Genomic DNA, 20742 nt, shown 5'->3' on the forward strand with positions numbered 1-20742 from the left:
TTACAAGTTGGCGCTCGGAGCAGCGCGGCGGGCCAGCGGCCGGGAGGGCCGCGAGGGAGGACATTCCATGAAGCGTATCGGCGTGATCATGCACGGCATCACCGGCCGCATGGGCTACAACCAGCATCTCGTCCGCTCCGTCGTGGCGATCCGCGCGCAAGGCGGCGTGACGCTTTCCACGGGCGAAAAGGTGATGCTCGACCCGATTCTGGTGGGTCGCAACGGCGCCAAGATCGAGGAGATCGCCCGCCGCCACGGGATCGAGCGCTGGACGACCGATCTCGACGCGGCGCTCGCCAACCCGGACGACACGCTCTTCTTCGACGCCGGCACGACGCAGATGCGCGGGAGCCTGCTCGCTAGGGCGATCCGGGCCGGCAAGGACGTCTACTGCGAAAAGCCCATCTCCGACACGATGCCCGAAGCGATCGAGGTGGCAGAGCTTGCCGCCCGCTCGGGCGTGAAGCATGGCGTGGTGCAGGACAAGCTCTTCCTGCCCGGTCTTCGCAAGCTCGCCATGCTGAAGGACTCCGGCTTCTTCGGCCAGATTTTGTCGGTGCGCGGCGAGTTCGGCTATTGGGTCTTCGAGGGCGACTGGCAGCCGGCCCAGCGCCCCTCCTGGAACTATCGCTCCAAGGATGGCGGCGGCATCATCCTCGATATGCTCTGCCACTGGCGCTACGTGCTCGACAATCTCTTCGGCGAGGTGCAGGCCGTCTCCTGCCTTGGCGCGACGCATATTCCGCGCCGCGTGGACGAGCGCGGCCAGTCCTACGAAGCCGATGCGGACGACGCGGCCTATGCGACCTTCCAACTCGCGGGCGGCGTCATCGCGCAGATCAATTCGTCCTGGGCGGTGCGCGTGCGGCGCGACGATCTCGTGACCTTCCAGGTGGACGGAACCCATGGTTCGGCGGTTGCCGGCCTTACGAAATGCTGGACGCAGCACCGGGTGAATACGCCCAAACCCGTCTGGAACCCGGACCAGCCGCAGACGATCGACTTCCTCAACACCTGGGACGAGGTGCCGGACAACATTGCCTATGACAATGGCTTCAAGGCGCAGTGGGAACTGTTCATCCGCCACGTCGCGGAGGACGGTCCCTGGCCCTATGGCCTGATGGAAGGCGTAAAGGGCGTGCAGCTCGCCGAACTCGGGCTTCAGTCCTGGCGCGAGCGCCGCTGGCTCGACGTGCCAGCGGCGCTCGCGCCAGTCGATGGCGGCGTGAGGGCGCTGACATGACGCAGCTTCAACTGCCGACCGAGGGGCGCGGCGTCGAGACCTATCGCCTGACGGGTGCGCCCCTTCCGCTCATCCGCCGCCGGGCGGAGGATTTCAACCGCGTCGCCTATGCCGCCGCGCATGTCGTGGCCGATCCGCTCGCGCCCTCCGATCCCTGGCTGGAGCCGGCGATCGACTGGGACGCCACGTTGCGCTTCCGCCACCGGCTCTGGGATCTCGGCCTCGGCGTCGCCGAAGCCATGGACACGGCGCAGCGCGGCATGGGGCTCGGCTGGCCGGATGCCCAGGAACTGATCCGTCGTTCGCTGCGCGAGGCGCGCTCGCGCGACGACGCGCTGATCGCCTGCGGCGCGGGCACGGACCATCTCACGCCCGATCCCTCTCTGTCGCTTGATCGTATCGCCTCGGCTTACGCCGAGCAGATCGGCTTCGTGGAAGGCGAGGGCGGGCGCGTCATCCTGATGGCGAGCCGCGCGCTGGCGGCGAGCGCCAGGAGGCCGGACGATTATCTCGAAGTCTACGCCCGCGTTCTCTCGGGCGTGAACCAGCCCGTCATCATCCATTGGCTGGGCGAGATGTTCGACCCGGCACTATCAGGCTATTGGGGCGCTGGCGATCACGACGCCGCCATGGACACCTGTCTGCGGATGATCGAGGCGAATGCCGCCAAAATCGACGGCATCAAGATTTCGCTCCTTTCCAAGGAGAAGGAGATCACCATGCGGCGTCGCCTGCCCGAGGGCGTGCGCATGTATACGGGCGACGATTTCAACTATGCCGAGCTGATCGCGGGCGACGAAGCGGGCCATTCCGACGCGCTGCTCGGTATTTTCGACGCCATCGCGCCGGCTGCCTCGGCGGCGCTCGCCAGCTTGAAACGCGGCAGCACCAACGAGTTCCACGACATCCTGGAGCCGACCGTCGCGCTGTCGCGCCATATCTTCCGCGCGCCGACACGCTTCTACAAGACGGGCGTCGTGTTCCTCGCCTGGCTGAACGGCTTGCAGGATCACTTCACCATGGTCGGCGGCCAGGAAAGCGCGCGCTCCACCCTCCATTTCACCGAGCTCTTCCGCCTCGCGGACCGCGCCCATGTGCTGGCCGACCCGGACGAGGCGGCGCGGCGCATGGGGCAGTTTCTGGCCGTGCGGGGTGTCGCGCAATGAGCGTCCCCGGCCTGTCCATCAATTTCGCGACCGTGCGCCAGGGCGGCTCCTTCGGCGCGATCGTCGATGCATGCCTGCGCCACGGCATCACCGCCATCTCGCCCTGGCGCGAGCATGTGGAAGCGGCGGGCGTGGCCGAGGCCGCGCGGATCGTCCGTGAAAACGGGTTGCAGGTCTCCGGCCATTGCCGGGGCGGCTTCTTTCCCGCTGTTGACGAGGCCGGTCGGCGCGCGGCGATCGAGACCAACCGGCGCGCGGTGGACGAGGCGGCGGCGCTCGGCGCGGCCTGTCTCGTCATGGTGGTCGGCGGTCTGCCGGCGGGCTCGCGCGATCTGCCGGGCGCACGCGCCATGGTTGCGGACGGCATGGCCGAGCTTCTGCCCTATGCGCGATCGGCCGGCGTGCCGCTCGCCATCGAGCCGCTGCACCCGAGCTACGCCGCCGACCGGGCCTGCTTCAACACGCTCGGTCAGTCGCTGGATCTCGCCGACAGCTTGGGAGACGGCGTCGGCGTCGCGATCGACGTCTACCATGTCTGGTGGGACCCGGATCTGGCCGCGCAGATCGCCCGCGCCGGGCGCAACGGGCAGATCCTCGCCCACCACATCTGCGACTGGCTGGTGCCGACCAAGGATATCCTGAACGATCGCGGCATGATGGGCGACGGGGTGATCGACCTCAAGGCCTTCCGCCAGATGATCGAGGCGGCCGGATTCCACGGGCCGCAGGAGGTCGAAATCTTCTCGCACGATTGGGGCGCGCGACCGATCGACGAGGTTCTGGCGACTTGCGTCGAGCGCTACCGCACGGTCTGCTGAACGAGGCTTCGGGCCGGAGGGGACGCCCTTCGGCCGGCATGAAAATGCCCGCGCATCGCGGGTCGGGAGGAACGATGGAACAGGCAAGACAGCGCATCCGCTACGCGCTGGTGGGAACCGGCAATCGCGGCACGACCATGTGGGGGCGCGAGCTTCTGGCGGGTTGGAGCGAGTTCGTGGAACTCGTCGGCATCTGCGACCTCAACCTCATGCGCGCGGAGCGGGCGCGCACGATGATCGGCTCCACCGCGCCCCTCTATGCCGATTTCGACGCGATGCTCAACGAGCTGAAGCCCTCGCTCGTCATCGTCTGCACGCCCGACGATACGCATGACGACCTGATCGTGCGGGCGCTCGAAAGCGGCGCGGATGTCATCAGCGAAAAGCCGATGACGACGACGCCCGAAAAGATCGCCCGCATCCGCGAGGCCGAGGCGCGCACCGGGCGTCGCGTGGACGTGTCCTTCAACTATCGCTTCTCGCCGACCTCGGCGCGCATCAAGGAACTGATCGAGGAAGGCGCGATCGGGGAGGTGACCTCGGTCGACTTCCACTGGTATCTCGATAACCAGCACGGGGCCGACTATTTCCGCCGCTGGCACGCCTTCACGAAACATTCCGGCTCGCTCTTCGTCCACAAGGCGACCCATCATTTCGACCTGTTGAACTGGTATCTCGACTCGGACCCCGTGGAGGTGAAGGGCTTCGGCCAGCTGCTCCACTACGGGCGCAACGGCCCGTTCCGGGGCGAGCGCTGCCGCACGTGCTCGTACAAGAACGAATGCGACTATTACTTCGATCTCTCGGCCGACCGGTTCCTCGACACGCTCTATGAAGAGCCCTCCAGCGTCGATGGCTATGTGCGCGATGCCTGCGTGTTCCGCGAGGACATCGACATTCCCGACACGATGACGGCCTCGATCCTCTACCGCAGCGGCGTTCAGGTCTCCTATTCGCTCAACACCTACATGCCGATCGAGGGCCATCACATCGCCTTCAACGGCCATCGCGGGCGCATCGAGCTGCGCCAATACGAGCGCCAGCCCTGGAGCGTGCCGCCCGCCGACGAGATCGTGGTGATGAAGAGCTTCGGCGGCGGCACGGAGCGCATCTGGGTGCCGCACGAGCCGGGTGGCCATTACGGCGGCGACAACCGGATGCGCGACATGATCTTCAAGCCGGGCTCCAACGACCGGCTGCGCCAGCGTGCCGGCTCGCGCGCCGGCGCCATGTCGGTGCTCTGCGGTCTCGCGGCGCTGGAAAGCTCTCGGGCCGGCGGCGCGGTGGCGATCACGCCGCTTTCGCCGGAGATCGCGCGATAGAAAAAAGCCGGCGGGCTCGATGGGCCCGCCGGCTCGTTTTCAACCAAAGCTCGCCGCCAGCCATTCCCGGGCGATGGTCAGGTCCATCTGCCCGAGACCATGGCCCGTCGGCAGCGTCTCGTGCGTCAGCGCGGCGCCGCCGGCCTGGAATTGCCGGGCGAGGCGCGCGGCGTTCTCGGCCGGCACGATCGGGTCCATCCCGCCCGACAGGATGAGGACCGGCTTGCCGCCGAGGTCGAAGGCGGGCGGGTCAGTGAGTGGCACCATGGCGCGGATCAGCACCGCGCCGGCGAGCGCTTCGGGCGCCAGCATCATCAGTGCCGCCGCGATATTGGCGCCGTTGGAGAAGCCGACCGCGATCGGCCGCGCCAGATCGTAATGCTCGCGCGCCTGCGCGACGAACTCGCCAAGCTCGGCTGCGCGAAGCCTGACATCCGCCTCGTCGAACACGCCTTCCGCCGAGCGGCGGAAGAAGCGCGGCATGCCATTTTCCAACACGCGCCCGCGCGGCGAAACGAGCGCCGAGCCCGGCGACAGGAGGCCGCCAAGCGGCAGAAGATCGCTCTCGTCGCCGCCCGTGCCATGAAGAAGCAGGAGCGGCGGCGCGCCCTCCGCGCTGGCGGGGGTGAAACGGTGGATCATCGACAGGTCGTTGAGCGGCAGGTCCATGGGGCGAACTCCAGGTGAGAGGAGGGCGGGGCGCGTGTCGCGCGCCCCGTCTCGTGTCGTCAGGCCGGCTCGCCGAGCGCTGGCAGCACGCTTTCGATCCGCGCGCGGTTCGGCTCCAGAAAGTCCGGCAGCTTCAGCGCCCGCCCGAGGTCGGCGGGCGCCTCGTCCACGGCGAAGCCGGGTTGATCCGTCGCGATCTCGAACAGGACATGGCCCGGCTCGCGGAAGTAGATCGAGCGGAAGTAGTTGCGGTCACGCTGCTCGGTGGGGCTGATCCCGTGGTTCTCCACGAGTTTTGCCGCCATCGCCGCTTCTTCCGCATCATCCGCCGCGCGGAACGCGACGTGATGCACCGACCCGCCGCCCGGGCGCGGCTTGAGGAAGCCGCCCACCGCGCGAATGTCCACGATCCCGCCGACGCCCGCGCCCGGCACTTCGAAGCGCGTGGTGGAGCCTTCGCTCGCACCCTGCCGGAAGCCCAGAACGTCGGTCAGCACCGCGCCCGTCGGCGCGGCTTCCTCCAGAAGCAGGCTGACGGAATGGAAGCCGCGAATGGCATGGTCGGGCGCGATCTCGCCCGCGCTCCAGGCCGGCTCGCGCTCCGCGCCGGGAACGGCGACGAGCGCGAGCCGCATCCCATCGGGGTCCCGGAACGAAAGAGCCGTTTCGCCGAAGCGCTTCGCGATCGGGTCGAAGGCGACGCCCTTCTCGATGAAGCGATGCGTCCAATAGCCGATCGAGCCCTCCGGCACGCGGAACACGGTCTCCTGCGTCTCGCCGACGCCGAGCCGGCCGGGCGCCACATGCTCCCAGGGGAAGAAGGTCAGGATCGTGCCGGGCGAGCCCGCCTCGTCACCATAATAGAGATGCCAGGTGCCGGGATCGTCGAAATTGACCGTCTGCTTCACGAGGCGCAGGCCGAGTGTCTTCGTATAGAAGCCGACATTGCGGCTGGCGGGGCCGGCGATCGCCGTGACGTGATGAATGCCGTGCTGGGTCATGGTCCGTCTCCAGGCTCGAATGTCCTGGCCGAAACATAGTCGCAACGAACTCTGGTCATAAGGCCTGATCCCATTGCATTCTTGCAATGGTGGGATTGCGGAGATGCGTCTTGAACGGGTTCGACAGTCTGAGCTGGGACGACTTCCGGCTGATCCGCGCCGTGACGGAGGCGGGAACGCTGCCCGGCGCGGCAGAGCGGCTCGGCACGGCGCATTCCACCGTGTTCCGCCGCTTGCGCGCCATCGAGGCCGCGCTCGGCTGCGCCCTGTTCGAGCGCAACAAGAACGCGCTTCACCCGACGAGCGCGGGCGAGGAGATCGCCGCGCTCGCCGCCCGGATGGGCGAGGCGGTGGACGCGGTGGCGCTGCGCCTTGCCGGGCGCGAGCCGTCGCCCTCGGGCGAGGTGCGGGTCGCCACCAACGACTCCCTGCTGATCCATCTTCTGACGCCGATCTTCGCGAGCTTCCGGGCCGTCTGTCCGTCGGTGCGGCTCGACATCGCGCTCGGCAATTCCGCGCTCAACCTCTCGAAGCGGGACGCCGACGTCGCGATCCGCGCGACCGACGATCCGCCGCCCAATCTCGTCGGGCGCAAGGCGGCGCGCATCGCCTGGGCGCTCTATGCGCGGGCGGGGGAGGAGGAAGCCGCGCCGCGCGGCTGGGTGACGCTCAGCGAGGCGATGGGCGCGATGAAGGTGGTTCGCCACGTCCTTGCGGAAGCCGGCCCGGAGGGGGTCGGCTACCGCGTCGATTCCGTGCTCGGCCTCGCCGAAGCGGTGGAAGCAGGAATCGGCCAGGGGTTTCTGCCCTGCTTCGTCGGCGACCGCCGCCCGGCGCTCCAGCGGCTGGGCGAGCCGGACGCGCGCTTTGCGACCGACCTCTGGCTGCTCACCCATGCCGATCTGCGGCACGTGCCGCGCGTGCGCGCGCTTCTCGACCATCTGGCCGAGGCGGTGGCGCGAGAGCGGCCCTTCATCGAGGGCGAGCGCGGCTAGAACTCAGGCCGGCTGGGGCGCGCGCTCGCGCTGCATTTCCAGGCGCCGACCCGTTTCCGCGTCGAAGGCGTGGAGACGCTCGGGCGGAAGGATCAGGCCGATGGCGCTGCCGGGTTCGACCTCCATCGCTTCCGACACGGTGACCGCGAACATCGTGCCGCCGAGTTCAGCATAGACGACGCGCGAGGCGCCGAGCTCCTCGATGAAATCCACCACCGCATCGGCGCTGCCGGGCGCGCCGCGCCGCGTCAGGATCGCGTGTTCGGGCCGGATGCCGATCTCGATCCTGCGGGCGCCGAAGCCGACGCGCGCGCCGACCGGCAGGTCGATCCGGTATCCGTCCTTGAGGCGCAGCGCGTCTTCGGAATCCAGTTCGCCCGGCAGGAGGTTCATCGGGGGCGAGCCGATGAAGCTCGCGACGAAGCGCGTGGCGGGCCGGTCGTAGATTTCGCCCGGTTTGCCCACCTGCTCGACATGGCCGGCATTCATGACCACCAGCCGGTCGGCCAGCGTCATCGCCTCGACCTGATCGTGGGTTACGAAGACCGAGGTCGCCGACAGGCGCTTGTGCAGCTTGCGGATTTCGGCGCGCATGGTGACGCGCAGCTTGGCGTCGAGATTGGACAAGGGCTCGTCGAACAGGAAGACGCGCGGCTCGCGGATGATCGCGCGGCCCATGGCGACGCGCTGGCGCTGGCCGCCCGAAAGCGCCGCCGGCTTGCGGTCGAGATAATCGGCAAGGCCGACGATCGCCGCCGTCTCGCGAATGCGCCGCTGGCGCTCCTCCTTGGGAACGCCCGCCACTTTCAGCGCATAGCCGATATTGTCGGCGACGCTCATGTGCGGATAGAGCGCGTAGTTCTGGAACACCATGGCGCAGCCGCGCTCGCGCGGCTCCAGCGTGTTGACCACCGTTCCGTCGATCGCGATCTCGCCGGCCGTGATGTCCTCCAGCCCCGCGATCATCCGCAGGAGGGTGGACTTGCCGCAGCCGGACGGGCCGAGGATCACGACGAACTCGCCGGACTCGAAGGTCAGGTCGATGCCGTGGAGTGTCCGGGTCGTCGCGTTGTAGGATTTCTGGAGTTTGCGGATGTCGATCCGTGCCATCGGACTCTTCCTTATTTTTCGGTGGCGACGAGGCCGCGCACGAACCAGCGCTGCAGAACGGCGACGACGATGAGGGGCGGCAGGACGATGATGAGAGCGCCCGCATTGGTGACGTTCCAGTCCGGCAGCGAGTTCTCGGCCGGGCGAAGCACGCGCAGCGCCGTCATGGCGGTGTTGTAGGCGGGGTCCGTCACCATGAGGCGCGGCCAGAGATACTGGTTCCAGGTGTCGGCGAAGAGGATGGTGGCGAGCGCCAGCATGTTGGTGCGCGACAGGGGCAGGAGGATATCGACGAAGAAGCGCCAGGGGCCGGACCCGTCCATGCGCGCGGCTTCGGCGAGTTCGTCCGGCACGGTCATGAAGAACTGGCGGAACAGGAACGTGCCGGTGGCCGTCGCGACCAGCGGCAGGGTCAGGCCGGAATAGGTGTTGAGGAGGTTCCAGTCGATGCCGATGCGCAGGCCGGTCACGAATTCGATCAGGAGGCGGAACGGCTGCAGGACGTCGGCGGCGATGTTGTAGGTCGGCACGACGCGCACTTCGAGCGGCAGCATCAGCGTCAGGAAGACGAGCCAGAAGAAGACGAGTCCCCAGCGCGAGCGGAAATAGACGATCGCGAAGGCGCTGAGCGCCGAGACGGCGATCTTGCCGGCCGTCACGAGGCCGGCCATGACGAAGCTGTTGAACAGCGCGACGCCGAGATCGGCGCGCGCCCAGGCGGCGGTGAAGTTCTCCACCATGTGGCTGCCCGGCAGGAAGCTGAAGGGCACCGCGTTGACCTCCTGGAGCGACTGCGTCGAGGCGCAGAAGACGATCCAGAAGGGCAGGAGAACCGTGCCGAGCGCCACGGCCATGATCGCGTAGGTGACGGCGTTGGAGAGGGGTGTCTTTTCGATCATGACGGCGCCCTCAGCGATAATGCACGCGCCGCTCGACGAAGCGGAACTGGATGAAGGTGAAGACCATGATGAGAGCGATGATCATCAGGCTTTGCGCGGCCGCGCCCGAATAGTCGAGCCCGTAGAAGGCCTTGGACACGACGTTGAAGACCATGACGTCGGTGGCGTTGTTCGGGCCGCCCTCGGTCGTGCGCTCCACGATGCCGTAGGTGTCCTTGCCGACGAAGCTTTCCGTCGCGATCAGGATGAGGAGAAGGAAGAGCGTCGGCGACAGGAGCGGGATCTGGATGTCGAGCGCCCGGCGCAAGGGGCCCGAGCCATCCATGGAGGCCGCCTCCAGAAGGCTGCGCGGGATCGACTGGAGCCCGGCCAGCATGAAGATGAAGCAGTAGCCGACCCATTTCCACACGAAGCAGGCGATGATCAGGATCATCGCATGGCTGCCGTAGCGCGCCGGGTTCCAGAAGTCGGGATGGGTGGCGTTCACCATTGCCATCAGACCGCGTTCGGGCGACAGGATGTAGAGGAAGGCCGTGCCGACGGCGGGGCCGGCCAGCGCATAGGGCCAGATGTAGAAGAAGCGGAAGAGCTTCGAGCCCTTGAGCTGGCGGTCGACCGCGAGCGCCAGGACGAGCGCCACCGCCATCGTGATCGTGGTCGCCGAGATCGCGAAGGTGAAGCTGACGCGCACCGAGTTCCAGTATTGGGAATCGGCGAAGACCGAGGTGAAGTTCTCCCAGCCGACGAAAAGCCGCTCGCCCGCGCCGCCGAAGGCCGGCTCCAGCGTGAAGGCCCAGTTGAAGACCGAAACGGCCGGCCAGTAGAAGAACAGGAAGATCAGGAGAAGCTGCGGCAGGGCGGCGACGGCCGGCACCCAGCGACTTTTGAAGACGACACGCTTCATGACGAAGGACCCGCGAATAAGGACGCCGCCGGCCCCACAAGGGCGCCGGCGGCGTGGTTCATGTCGGAAAGGCTCAGTTCAGCGTCTGGCCGGCATAGGTCTTCTCGAAGCGGCGCAGCAGCGTGTTCGAGCGGTCGGCGGCCTCGTCGAGGCTCTTCTGCACGTCGGCGTTCTGCATGAAGATCGCCTCGAGCGCGGTCGAGAATTCCTTGCGGATCTGCGTGTAGTTGCCGAGGCGGATGCCGCGCGTGTTCTCGGACGGCTCGGTCAGCGTCAGGCTTTCGATCGCGAGCTCACGGCCCTTGAACTGCGGCTTGTCGTAGAAGCCGCTGGCCTTCATCGCCTCGAAGCCGGTCTTCGTCACCGGGATGTAGCCCGTGACCGTCGACCACCATTCCACCATGTCCGGCTGGGCGAGGAAGTTCAGGAACGCCGCCGCGCCCTTGTACTCGGCTTCCGGACGGTCCTTCATGACCCAGAGCGAGGCGCCGCCGACCAGCGACTTCTGGCGCTCGGTGCCCTCGAAGGTCGGCAGCATGGCGACATGCCATTCGACGCCCTGCGGCAGCGTCTTGCCGGCCGTGCCGTGGTCGGCGATCGAGCTCATCGCCATCTGGCAGGTCTGCGAGGTGAAGGACGGGAAAGCGTCCATGCCGAGCTGCTTGGTCTTCACGACGAAGAGCTTGTCGTCGGCCTGCTTCTTCAGGAACTTGATCTCGTCGACGACCTTGGTCTTGTTGAAGACGACTTCGGCGTCGAGGCCCTGATAGCCGTTGGCCTTGGTGGCGATCGGCTGGTTGTGGATGGCCGAGAACTGGTCGAGCGTGAACCAGGGGTCGAAATTGATGGCCATCGGGCATTCATAGCCCGCGTCCTTCAGCTTCTTGGCGTCGGCGGCGACCTGTTCCCAGGTCTTCGGCGCTTCAGTGATGCCCGCCTTCTTGAAGGCGTCGCCGTTGTAATAGAGGACGGCGGTCGAGGAATTGAACGGGAAGGACTGCAGCTCGCCCTTCGCGGTGGCATAGTACTGGCCGATGCCGGGGAAGTAGTTGTCCCAGTCGATCTTGTAGCCATTGTCGGCCATCAGCTTCTTGGCTGGCAGATAGGCGTTCGACAGCATGAGGTCGAGCGTGCCCGCGTCGTAGACCTGCGTGATCGCGGGGTGCTTCTTGGCGCGATAGGCGGCGATCGTGTTCTGCAGGTTGGTGTCGTAGCCGCCCTGGCTGGTGCAGCTGATCGCATAGTCCTTCTGGGACTCGTTGAACTTGGTGCAGGCTTCCTGCACGCGATCGCCCAGATCGCCCGACAGACCGTGCCAGAACTCGAACTTGACGGGCTCCGCCTGCGCCGTTCCGGCCAAGGCCGCCATCATGGCAAACGCGCTCGCAGCGCCGAAGATTTTCGTCAGCATCAGTGACCTCAGGATCGGTGAATTGTTGACGAAGTCTCGTCATTCGTCGCGGCGGTCCAATATGGTCTGTCGGTGCTGGAGTAAAATGAAGTTTGGATGACACACTTTGAGGTAGTCGTTGCTCGGACCCTCCGATCTTGTCAGTAAGGTTTGATCGTTCCGTCATGGGGCTGACATGGGTGCCGTGCTAGCGCACGGGCTCGGTCGACCGCTCCTTGTGCGCGCGGCACCTTCCTGTCCCGAGGACCCGAGCTTTCCATGACCGCCAGTCCGCTTGCCGTCGTCGCCGACGCGGTTTCGCTTCGTTCTCCGATCCTCGACTTCGATGCCGACGCCCTCCTGGTCGTCGCCCATCGCGGCTCCTGGGTCGAAGCGCCCGAAAATTCGCTCCTGGCGATCCGGGACGCCGTGCGCCTCGGCGTCGGCATGGTCGAGATCGACACGCGTCGGGCGGCCGACGGCGCCTTCATGGTGATCCATGACAGGACGCTCGATCGCACCACGGAAGCCACCGGGCCGGTCGATGCGCTGGACGGCGCGGCGATGGGGCGCCTGCGCCTTCGCCGCAGCGGGGGTGGCAAGACCATGCCCCTCACCGAGGAGCGCGTGCCGACGCTCTTCGAAGCGCTGGAAGAGGCGAGGGGGCGCGTTCTCGTCAATATCGACACGAAATCCGTCGCTGAGCTTCCCGCCGTCGCGCGGGAGGTTCTGCGGGGCGGCTTCGGGGCAGGCGTTCTCGTGAAGGCCGAGCTGTCGCCGGCCGATCTCGGCAAGCTTCCGGCCGACCATCCCGCTTTCGGCCCGCTGCCCTTCATGCCGGTGATCCGTTCAGCCAAGGGGCGCTTTGCCGCCGATCTCAGCGCGCTCGGGCCGCTGCGCCCTTTCATGATCGAGGCCTGTCCTTATGATGTGGACGATCTCGAAGCGGGGATGGAGGTGGTGCGCGACATGGGCACGAGACTGTGGATCAACACGCTGGACGTCGCTCACATGACGCATTTCAACGACGCGGCGGCGCGGCTCGATGCGGATGCGGTCTGGGGTCGGTTGATGGATCTTGGCGTGCGCGCCATCCAGACCGACGAATCGGAAGCGCTCACCGCCTATCTGGCGAAGCGCGGTTGCGCGAGCGCCCGCCTGTGAGCGTCGAAGGTCTTCTTCGCCGCGAGGTCGCGGCCGAGATCGTGAAGGCCGCCAGCGCCGAGGCGCTGCGCTTTTTCGCCGAGCGTTCGACCTTGGCGGTCGCCACCAAGAACGGCCCGCGCGATTTCGTCTCGCAGGCCGATCGCGCCATCGAAGCCATGGTGCGCCGGCACCTTGCCGAGCGCTTTCCCGGCGAAGCGGTCGTCGGCGAGGAGGAGGGTGGCGAAGCGGGGTCGCGCTACTGGATCGTCGATCCGATCGACGGCACCTCGAATTTTCTCGCCGGCTCGCCGCTCTGGGGCGTGTCGCTCGGCTATGTCGTGGACGGCGAACCGGTGGTCGGCGCCATCGCCGCGCCCTGCCTCGGCGAACTCATGGCCGGCGCGCGGGACGCGGGCGTCGTGCGCAACGGTGTCCCGTTCGAGCGCGACGTCGCCGTGCCGGGCCTCGGTCTCGTGTCGCTCGGCGACAGTCCGGGCGAGGATCTGGACGCCGCGATCGCGCTTCAGCGCCGCTTGCGCGAGCGCGAATGGATCGTGGAATCCTTTCACTGCACCTCGGTTTCCATGCTGTTCGCCGCGCTCGGCCGCTTCGAGGGGCATATCCAGCCCGTCACCACGATGTGGGACATAGCCGGCGGCGCCGCGATCTGCCGCGAACTCGGACTTCGCGTCGAGATTCTCGATCGCGAGGACGGGAGCTATGGCATCTGGGCGGGCACCGCCGGGCTCCTGCGCGATGCGCTGGGGGAGGGGGACGCGACCGCCGAAGCGGCGCAATAGGCTCGCGATCCAAAAGGCGAGGCCCGCTCCGATCGCTCGGCGCGGGCCTTGTCGTGTTCGTCTTTCCGTCGGCCGGTTCGCCCTCGTCTCAGGCGGCCACCGCCGGTTCGTCCTCGACGCGCTGGCGCGGTTCGGGACGGCCCGTCAGATAGCCCTGCACGGCGTCGCAGCCGAGCTGTTCCAGAATGTCGAACTGCTCTTCCGTTTCGACGCCCTCGCCGAGCGTCGCGATGCCCATGTCCCGTCCGAGCTGGGTGACGGCGCGCAGCACCGCCATGGAATTGCGGTCTTCGGCCGCCGCGGCCACGAAGCTGCGGTCGATCTTCACGCGGTCGAGAGGCAGGTCGCGCAGGTGCGACAGCGAGGAATAGCCGGTCCCGAAATCGTCCATCGCGATCTTCACGCCGAGCGCGCGCAGGTCCTTGAGAACATGGGCGAGCTGCTTGCCGTCGGCCACGATCGCCGTCTCGGTCAGCTCCAGTTCCAGCCGCCCGGCCGGAAGGCCGCTCTGTTCCAGCGCCTGCTTGACATGCGAGACGAGCGCCGGCGAACGAAACTGGAGCGCCGAGACATTCACCGCGACATGAAGGTTTCCGGGCCAACGGGCCGCTTCGCGGCAGGCCTCTTCCAGAACCCATTTGCCGAGCGGCAGGATCATCCCGGTCTCTTCGGCCAAGGGGACGAATTCTGCGGGCGACACCAGACCATCCTCGGGATGTTTCCAGCGGATCAGCGCCTCGAAGCCGATCGGTTTGCGATCTCGAATGTCCACGACCGGCTGATAGGCGAGAAAGAACTGCTTCTCGTCGATCGCGGTCTTGAGATCCATCTCGCGCTTCGTGCGCTCGAGCCCTGCGCTTTCCATGCCGTGCCGGTAGCGCGAAATCTGGTTGCGGCCGCGCCGCTTGGCGTCGTGAAGGGCGACCTCGGCATTGTGGATCACCTCCACCGCGTTCGAGGCATTGTCGGAGGAGCAAAGCCCCACGCTGCATCCGAGCGTCACCATCCGATTCTCGACGGCATAGGGCGAGCGCAGCGAGATGACGACGTCGTCGGCCATCTGCAACGCGCTTTCCTGGTTCGCGAAAACCATGATGGCGAGTTCGTCGCCGCCGACCCGAAATGCCGTCGCATCCTCTCCCGCGATCTCGCGAAGCCGCTCCGCCATGGCGAGGAGCACCGCGTCGCCGACCGCGCTTCCATAGGTGTCGTTGATGAGCTTGAAATGGTCGACATCGATCAGGAGCAGCTTGAACCAGCGGCGGACCCGATAAGCCTCCTCCATGCGCAGCTGCAAGGCACGTTGGTTGGGCAGGCCCGTCAGGGCGTCCTGGAAGCTGGAATGCGGCAGGCGCTCCCTGAACCGCAAGCCCATCCGATCCTCGATCAGATAAAGCGACACGCCGCCGCCCATGATGAAGAGGGCGACGAAGCCGACGGCGAGGGTCAGGGCTTCCCGATCCACCGCTCTAAGGTTCGTCGATCCCGGCGCGAGCGGGCTTTCGAACGTCGCGACGCCGGCGATATGAGAGGAGGCGACTGCCGCGATCAGGCAGGCGATCGGCGTGATCCGGGAATATCCGCCCCGCAAGCGGTGCATGGACGCGACGGCGAGGATGCCGAACAGGATCGGCAGGATCACCGAAGCGATGAAGGACGGGGAGTGCTGAAGGAGGATGGTCTCGACCTCCTCGCCGGGCATCGCGATGACGTGCAGCGAGGCGATCGACAGCCCAAGCAGGCCGCCGCCGATGAGAATCGAGCTGCGCTTGGCCGAATGGGTGGCGACCAGCAGCGCCAGGCCGATCCCGCCGATCGCTGCGAGCATGCAGGCGAACAGGGTGATCGTCGCGAAAGAATGCTGGACGCCCGAGGTGTAACCGAGAAGGCCGATGAAATGCGTCGCCCAAAGGGTCGATCCTCCGCAGATCGCGGCGAGGAAAAGCCAACCGTTGCGCGCCGGCGCGCGCGCGTCCATCGCCCGGCCCACGAGAAAGAAGGCGATGATCGCACCCAGTCCGCAAAGCGCCACCGCGACGAGGGCGAAGCCGAGGGAATGATTTGCTTTCAGGACGGTCAGTAGGCTCATGGTTCTTCTCCACTCGGAGCCATGATGTCCCGCCACCGCTGAATACATCTTTACCCGACCATCGAATCTGTCCGTAGGGCAGGCTCGTTTTGGGGGCTGTTTGTCCGAAAGAGGGCGAAAAACATCTCATGGTAAAGATGGTCTTCGAGCATCCTGCTTCTAGAAGTTTTTTATCCGCGCGCTCTTGTTAAAGATGCCGACGGCGCTAGAGCCATTTCTTGTAGCGGAAATACATGAGCGGCAGAAGCGCGGAAAGAACCATGACGCCGAGCGCCATCGGATAGCCCAGCGCCCATTTCAACTCGGGCATATGCTCGAAATTCATGCCGTAGATCGAGGCGACGAGCGTCGGCGGCATGAAGCCGACCGCCGCCACCGAGAAGATCTTGATGATCGCGTTCTGCTCGATCGAGATCATGCCGACCGTCGTGTCGAGCAGGAAGGTCGTCTTGTTCGACAGGAAGGACACGAAATCGTTCAGCGAGGCGACGTCGCGCGCCATGGCCTTCACCCGGAGCTTCAGCTCCTTCTGCGGCTTGCGCCGGTCCATCACGAGTGACAGGAAGGGGAGCAGCCGGTCCATCGTGGCGAGGCTTTCCCGCGTGCGCGAGGAGAGATCGCCCGCCGCGCCCAGCCGCTTCAGCAATTGCTTGAAATCGGCGGTCGCGGTCGGCGTGTTCGTGTCGGAGGAGCGGAAGATGTCGGTGCCGATCCGGTCGAGATCGGTCGCGATCTGCTCCAGCATGTCGGCCATGCGATCGACCACCGTTTCCAGAAGGCCGACGGCGATGGAATCGGCTGTCGGACCCTTGGTGCGCGAGGGCTTGGGCGGCGCGGGCGGCGGGCCGTAATGGTCGGGGCTCGACAGATGCGCGCTCTTCTGCCCGTCGCCGTTTCCTTCGCGGCAGAGCTTGGTGGAGAAGATCTGGAACGAGCGGGGATTGGTGTAGCGCAGCGTCAAAAGGCGCTGGCCGACGAGGATGAAGGTGACGGGGCCGAAATCCGGCCGCCCTTCGTCCAGACCATAGACGATCGAGGCGGTCATGAAGTCGCCGCCGTCTTCCGAATAAAGCCGGCTCGAGACCTCGATCTCGCGCATTTCCTCGCGCGTCGGCACTTCGAGGCCACAAAGCTCCTCGATCGCCTTTTCTTCCTCAGGTGTGGGATTGCGCAGATCCAGCCACACGGCTTCGGGGGGAATCTCGTCGGCGCGCACGCTGTTGTGGCGGCGCACCTGGGAGCCGAACACCGTATAGGCATCGATCATGGGCCATCATCCTTGTCGCGCGTCCGAAGCGGAACGCTTCGAGACGATCGCGCGCGCCCGAGCGGCGCCTCTCGCGACGGCGATATAGAGCCGGCGCGACGGCGGCGCCATCGGGCATCGTCTAAAAAGCGGTGCGGCTCCCGGAAGGGAGCCGCCGCCTTGCGTTACGACGCGAATGTATCAAACGAATGGCGCGAGCGCAGGCACCGAGCCGAGAGCGCGCGAGACGGTCGCCTCGTCCGTGTGGAGCTTGGCGAAGGCGACGAACTCCTCGCCGACGGTGCGGATCTGGCCCATGTCGAGCCCGAGGCCCATGAGCTTGCCGCCGAGCGCCATGATGCCGCCGCCGAACTCCGGGTCTCCGGCGGAGCGAAGCGCATCCGCCGCGCCCGGCGTTCCCGCGATCACCGTCTCCACCGACGGGTCGTCGCTTTCGGAACGCAGGAAGGCCAGGATATTGCCGATGGCCTGTTCTGCTGCTTCGGGCGTCAGGGAAGCGGCGGCGCTGATGCGGTCGGTCAGTTCGGACATGAAGAACCCTGGCAGTGGAGGGGGAAGGCCGTTCGGCCCGTCATCTTGTCAGCGGACCCGGGCGGGCGCAATCGGCGGCCGCAACGAGTTGGGGGGGCAAGGCGTATGGGTGACGAATGCGACGGAGAAAGGCCGCCCGAACGAGGCGGCCAGTTCCCGCAGGCCTCAGACCGCGAGGCCGCCCGGCTGGTTCACGATCACCGTCGCGCCCGGTTCGGCGCGGTTGTAGAGATCGATGATGTCGTGATTCATGAAGCGCACGCAGCCCGACGAGACGGCCTTGCCGATCGTCCACCATTCGGGCGTTCCATGCAGGCGGTAGAGCGTGTCTTTGCCGTCCTTGAAGAGATAGAGCGCGCGGGCGCCGAGCGGGTTGGTGAGGCCCGGGTCCATGCCGACGCCGCGATAGACTTCGAGTTCCGGCTGGCGGTCGATCATCTCGTTCGGGGGCGTCCAGCGCGGCCATTCGCGCTTGTACTGCACCTTGGCGCGGCCTTCCCAGGCAAAGCCGTCGCGGCCGATGCCGACGCCATAGCGCATGGCCGTGCCGCCCGGCTGGACGAGATAGGCGTAGCGCGTCGGCGTGTCGATGATGATCGTGCCCGGCGTTTCCGGACCGTTATAGGCCACCTGCCGACGCAGGAACTGCGGGTTCATCCGGCGCATGTCGATCGCGGGAATGGTGAAGCCGCCATCGGAAATCGGGCCGTAGGCGGTCGCGTATTCGGGCGGGATATTGCCGGGACGGCCGCCGAAGGCCGAAAGGTCGGCATTCTGCGAGCTCGGCGAACTCACGCAGCCCGTCAGCGTCGCCAGCGCCCCGAGGCCGAGGCCGGACAGAACGGCGCGGCGCGGCAGCGGGCGGGAAAGCAAATCTTTGGTCATGATCCAGCCGGGAAAGGGGAGCGACACGGGCTTTCTCACGAAGCCTTCGAGATCGACCCTGGTTGTTGCGGTCGTGGCGAAAACGTCGAACCGCTCGGTTCGTTCCGTCTCGCCAGCGGCAAAGGGCAGCTTGACGGCGGCAATGCGGCAAAGCGGGGACCGGAAAGCCGCGTCAGCCTTAACGGAGGGTGAAGTGGGTCTTCGATGTGACAGGCGAATGGTCACGCTGTAAGACGCGGGGGATCGGAAACGGACGGTAGGACCCCATGGCAAACGGTTTCTCGCGCACCTTCTCGTTCTTCGAAGGCGAATGGCTGGAGGGCAATCCGGGCCTCGTCGGCCCGCGCTCTCACGTGATCTGGCTCGGCTCGTCGGTCTTCGACGGCGCGCGCTGGTTCGAAGGGCTGGCGCCCGACCTCGACCTTCACGCGGCGCGCGTCAACCGCTCGGCGGAGGCGCTGGGACTGGAGCCGACCGTCGAGCCGGCCGAGATCGTCCGGCTGACGCGCGAAGGGCTGGCGAATTTCGACGGAGAAACCGCCGTCTATATCCGGCCGATGTATTGGGCCGAGGATGGCGGCTATATGGGCGTGCCCGCCGACCCGGCGACGACGCGCTTCTGCCTCTGCCTGTACGAATCGCCGATGATCCCGCCGGCGGGCTTCTCGCTGGGCGTTTCGCCCTTCCGCCGGCCGACGCCCGAGACCATGCCGACGCTCGCCAAAGCCGGCTGCCTCTACCCCAACAACGCGCGGGCGATCCTGGAAGCCAAGCGGCGCGGCTTCGACAATGCGCTGGTGCGCGACACGATCGGCAATGTCGCCGAAACCGGCACGTCCAATCTCTTCATGGTGCGCGACGGCGCGGTGTTCACGCCCGTTCCCAACGGCTCCTTCCTCAATGGCATCACGCGCCAGCGCGTCATCCGGCTCCTGCGCGAGGACGGGATGGAGGTCGTGGAGGCGAGCCTGACGGTGGAGGACTTCCTGTCGGCCGACGAGGTCTTCTCCACCGGCAACCATTCCAAGGTCGTGCCGGTGACGCGGCTGGAGGATCGCGCCTTCGAGACGAGCCGCGTGGCGGCGCGGGCGCGCGAGCTCTACTGGCGCTTCGCCAAGACGAGCGAAAAGACGGCCTGACGGGTGCGTTTTGCCGCACCGGGCGGCTGACATCGGCTTCAAGACACCCTAGCTAAGGACCCGGCTCGAAAGCCCGCCGGCCGGCGATTCGTTTGCGCCGGGGCGGGCCCAACCCGAAGGAGACGGACATGGCCTTCACGCTTCCCGAACTGCCTTACGCCTATGACGCGCTGCAGCCCTTCATGTCGAAGGAGACGCTGGAGTACCATCACGACAAGCACCACCAGGCTTATGTCGACATGGGCAACAAGCTCGCCGCCGATGCCGGCCTCGCCGACGCCTCGCTGGAAGAGATCGTCAAGCAGTCCTTCGGCAAGAACCAGCCGCTCTTCAACAATGCCGGCCAGCACTACAACCACATCCATTTCTGGAAGTGGATGAAGCCGAACGGCGGCGGCAAGTCGCTGCCGGGCAAGCTGCAGACGGCCTTCGATTCCGATCTCGGCGGCTACGACAAGTTCCGCACCGACTTCGTGGAAGCCGGCAAGGGCCAGTTCGGCTCGGGCTGGGCCTGGGTCGCGCTGAAGGACGGCAAGCTTCAGATCATGAAGACGCCGAACGGCGAGAACCCGCTGGTTCACGGCGCCGAGCCGATCCTCGGCGTCGATGTGTGGGAGCATTCCTACTACATCGACTACCGCAACGCCCGGCCGAAATATCTCGAAGCCTTCGTCGACAGCCTCGTGAACTGGGACTACGTCCTGGAGCGCTACGAGGCCGCCGGCGCCTGATCCGGGCCCGCTCGTTCGCGCAAGGTTTCGCGCCCCGTCCTCGATGAGAGGGCGGGGCGTTTTCATGCGGGGCCGGCTGCGACGATATTTCTCCTATGCTCGCGGGTTGGGAATGGACGTCCCGGTTAAAACGGGTTTTCATCCCGTTTGGAACAATTCCATTCCGCCAAGAGCCGGGAGTGATTCTGATGCGCCTGTCCGCCCTCATCGTGGGACTCTGCGTTGCCGCTTCCGCGGCGCTGCCGGCCCTTGCCCAGAACGAAAGCGTCATCAAAGAACGCCAGCAGCTGATGAAGAACAACGCCAAGGCCGCGCGCACGGCCTCGGAGATCATCAAGGGCAGCCAGCCCTTCGACGCGGCGGTGGCGGCGGGCGTCTTCCAGACGCTGAACGACGACGCCAAGAAGTTCGCGACGCTCTTCCCCGAGGATTCCAAGACCGGGGCCAAGACCGAGGCCTCGCCCGCGATCTGGGAGAAGCCGGCCGAGTTCAAGGCGGCGAACGACAAGTTCATCGCCGACACGCAGGCCGCGATCGACGCCAAGCCCGCCGATCTCGACAGCTTCAAGGCCGCCTTCACCAAGGTCGCCGCCAATTGCCAGGGCTGCCACCAGCAGTTCCGGCAGCGCTGATCGGC

Annotated in this window: 20 protein-coding genes; 10 read left to right on the forward strand and 10 right to left on the reverse strand. The window is 66.5% G+C overall.

Translation table 11 applies throughout. From position 1 onward, the window contains the following. The first annotated feature begins 67 nt into the window (after positions 1-67). The 4 genes from B146_RS0117600 to B146_RS0117615 all read left to right on the forward strand — a co-directional run bounded on the left by B146_RS0117600 (position 68) and on the right by B146_RS0117615 (position 4549). Positions 68-1243: a Gfo/Idh/MocA family protein gene (locus B146_RS0117600; protein ID WP_019997789.1), complete on the forward strand. Its 1176-nt coding sequence runs from the start codon at positions 68-70 to the stop codon at positions 1241-1243. Further along, positions 1240-2409 (forward strand): dihydrodipicolinate synthase family protein, encoded by a 1170-nt coding sequence (locus tag B146_RS0117605; RefSeq protein ID WP_019997790.1) that lies wholly within the window; start codon positions 1240-1242, stop codon positions 2407-2409. The genes B146_RS0117600 and B146_RS0117605 overlap by 4 nt, the downstream gene beginning before the upstream one ends. Then, positions 2406-3227 carry a sugar phosphate isomerase/epimerase family protein gene (locus B146_RS0117610; RefSeq protein ID WP_019997791.1) on the forward strand — a complete coding sequence of 274 codons (822 nt, stop codon included), beginning with the start codon at positions 2406-2408 and terminating at the stop codon, positions 3225-3227. The genes B146_RS0117605 and B146_RS0117610 overlap by 4 nt, the downstream gene beginning before the upstream one ends. Before the next feature lie 74 nt (positions 3228-3301). Then, entirely contained in the window at positions 3302-4549 is a 1248-nt protein-coding gene (locus B146_RS0117615; RefSeq protein ID WP_019997792.1) for a Gfo/Idh/MocA family protein, read from the forward strand. 39 nt (positions 4550-4588) lie between these two features. On the opposite strand, the gene B146_RS0117620 is transcribed toward B146_RS0117615, so the two are convergent. Both B146_RS0117620 and B146_RS0117625 read right to left on the reverse strand, forming a co-directional pair. Then, the gene (locus B146_RS0117620; RefSeq protein ID WP_019997793.1) at positions 4589-5218 is read right to left on the reverse strand and encodes an alpha/beta hydrolase; all 630 of its coding nucleotides are present in this window, start codon (positions 5216-5218) and stop codon (positions 4589-4591) included. A 59-nt stretch (positions 5219-5277) separates the two neighbouring features. Further along, the gene (locus B146_RS0117625; RefSeq protein ID WP_019997794.1) at positions 5278-6219 is read right to left on the reverse strand and encodes a ring-cleaving dioxygenase; all 942 of its coding nucleotides are present in this window, start codon (positions 6217-6219) and stop codon (positions 5278-5280) included. A 110-nt stretch (positions 6220-6329) separates the two neighbouring features. On the opposite strand from B146_RS0117625, the gene B146_RS0117630 reads away from it, so the two are divergent. Continuing rightward, positions 6330-7214 (forward strand): LysR family transcriptional regulator, encoded by an 885-nt coding sequence (locus B146_RS0117630; RefSeq protein WP_019997795.1) that lies wholly within the window; start codon positions 6330-6332, stop codon positions 7212-7214. Between the two features lie 3 nt (positions 7215-7217). Here B146_RS0117630 and ugpC read toward each other — a convergent pair whose 3' ends face one another. From ugpC to B146_RS0117650, 4 genes are all read right to left on the reverse strand, one after another. After that, positions 7218-8324, reverse strand: a complete 1107-nt coding sequence (gene ugpC, locus B146_RS0117635; protein WP_019997796.1) for a sn-glycerol-3-phosphate ABC transporter ATP-binding protein UgpC — start codon at positions 8322-8324, stop codon at positions 7218-7220. Positions 8325-8335: 11 nt separating this feature from the next. After that, positions 8336-9223, reverse strand: coding sequence for an ABC transporter permease subunit (locus tag B146_RS0117640; protein ID WP_019997797.1), 888 nt, complete (start codon positions 9221-9223; stop codon positions 8336-8338). 10 nt (positions 9224-9233) lie between these two features. Then, positions 9234-10127, reverse strand: coding sequence for a carbohydrate ABC transporter permease (locus B146_RS0117645; RefSeq protein WP_040408734.1), 894 nt, complete (start codon positions 10125-10127; stop codon positions 9234-9236). A 73-nt stretch (positions 10128-10200) separates the two neighbouring features. Then, positions 10201-11499 carry an extracellular solute-binding protein gene (locus B146_RS0117650; RefSeq protein WP_244498254.1) on the reverse strand — a complete coding sequence of 433 codons (1299 nt, stop codon included), beginning with the start codon at positions 11497-11499 and terminating at the stop codon, positions 10201-10203. Positions 11500-11796: 297 nt separating this feature from the next. On the opposite strand from B146_RS0117650, the gene B146_RS0117655 reads away from it, so the two are divergent. Together B146_RS0117655 and B146_RS0117660 are read left to right on the forward strand one after the other, a co-directional pair. After that, positions 11797-12681 (forward strand): glycerophosphodiester phosphodiesterase family protein, encoded by an 885-nt coding sequence (locus B146_RS0117655; RefSeq protein WP_019997800.1) that lies wholly within the window; start codon positions 11797-11799, stop codon positions 12679-12681. After that, on the forward strand, positions 12678-13463 hold the full coding sequence (locus B146_RS0117660; RefSeq protein WP_040408745.1) for an inositol monophosphatase family protein: 786 nt from the start codon (positions 12678-12680) through the stop codon (positions 13461-13463). The genes B146_RS0117655 and B146_RS0117660 overlap by 4 nt, the downstream gene beginning before the upstream one ends. 88 nt (positions 13464-13551) lie before the next feature. On the opposite strand, the gene B146_RS0117665 is transcribed toward B146_RS0117660, so the two are convergent. The 4 genes from B146_RS0117665 to B146_RS0117680 all read right to left on the reverse strand — a co-directional run bounded on the left by B146_RS0117665 (position 13552) and on the right by B146_RS0117680 (position 18235). Beyond that, positions 13552-15552, reverse strand: coding sequence for a putative bifunctional diguanylate cyclase/phosphodiesterase (locus tag B146_RS0117665; RefSeq protein WP_019997802.1), 2001 nt, complete (start codon positions 15550-15552; stop codon positions 13552-13554). A gap of 205 nt (positions 15553-15757) precedes the next feature. Continuing rightward, positions 15758-16819: a magnesium transporter CorA family protein gene (locus B146_RS0117670; protein ID WP_019997803.1), complete on the reverse strand. Its 1062-nt coding sequence runs from the start codon at positions 16817-16819 to the stop codon at positions 15758-15760. A gap of 180 nt (positions 16820-16999) precedes the next feature. Continuing rightward, positions 17000-17350, reverse strand: coding sequence for a hypothetical protein (locus B146_RS0117675; protein ID WP_019997804.1), 351 nt, complete (start codon positions 17348-17350; stop codon positions 17000-17002). Positions 17351-17515: 165 nt separating this feature from the next. Next, a complete protein-coding gene (locus B146_RS0117680; RefSeq protein ID WP_040408746.1) occupies positions 17516-18235 on the reverse strand; it encodes a L,D-transpeptidase in 720 nt (239 codons plus the stop codon). A 266-nt stretch (positions 18236-18501) separates the two neighbouring features. On the opposite strand from B146_RS0117680, the gene B146_RS0117685 reads away from it, so the two are divergent. From B146_RS0117685 to B146_RS0117695, 3 genes are all read left to right on the forward strand, one after another. After that, positions 18502-19374, forward strand: coding sequence for a branched-chain amino acid aminotransferase (locus B146_RS0117685; protein WP_019997806.1), 873 nt, complete (start codon positions 18502-18504; stop codon positions 19372-19374). A 128-nt stretch (positions 19375-19502) separates the two neighbouring features. After that, a complete protein-coding gene (locus B146_RS0117690; protein ID WP_019997807.1) occupies positions 19503-20105 on the forward strand; it encodes a superoxide dismutase in 603 nt (200 codons plus the stop codon). Positions 20106-20293: 188 nt separating this feature from the next. Beyond that, positions 20294-20737, forward strand: coding sequence for a c-type cytochrome (locus B146_RS0117695; RefSeq protein WP_040408747.1), 444 nt, complete (start codon positions 20294-20296; stop codon positions 20735-20737). The last annotated feature ends 5 nt before the right edge of the window (positions 20738-20742 follow it).

It is taken from the genome of Aureimonas ureilytica DSM 18598 = NBRC 106430 (genome assembly GCF_000382705.1).
Taxonomy (GTDB): domain Bacteria; phylum Pseudomonadota; class Alphaproteobacteria; order Rhizobiales; family Rhizobiaceae; genus Aureimonas; species Aureimonas ureilytica.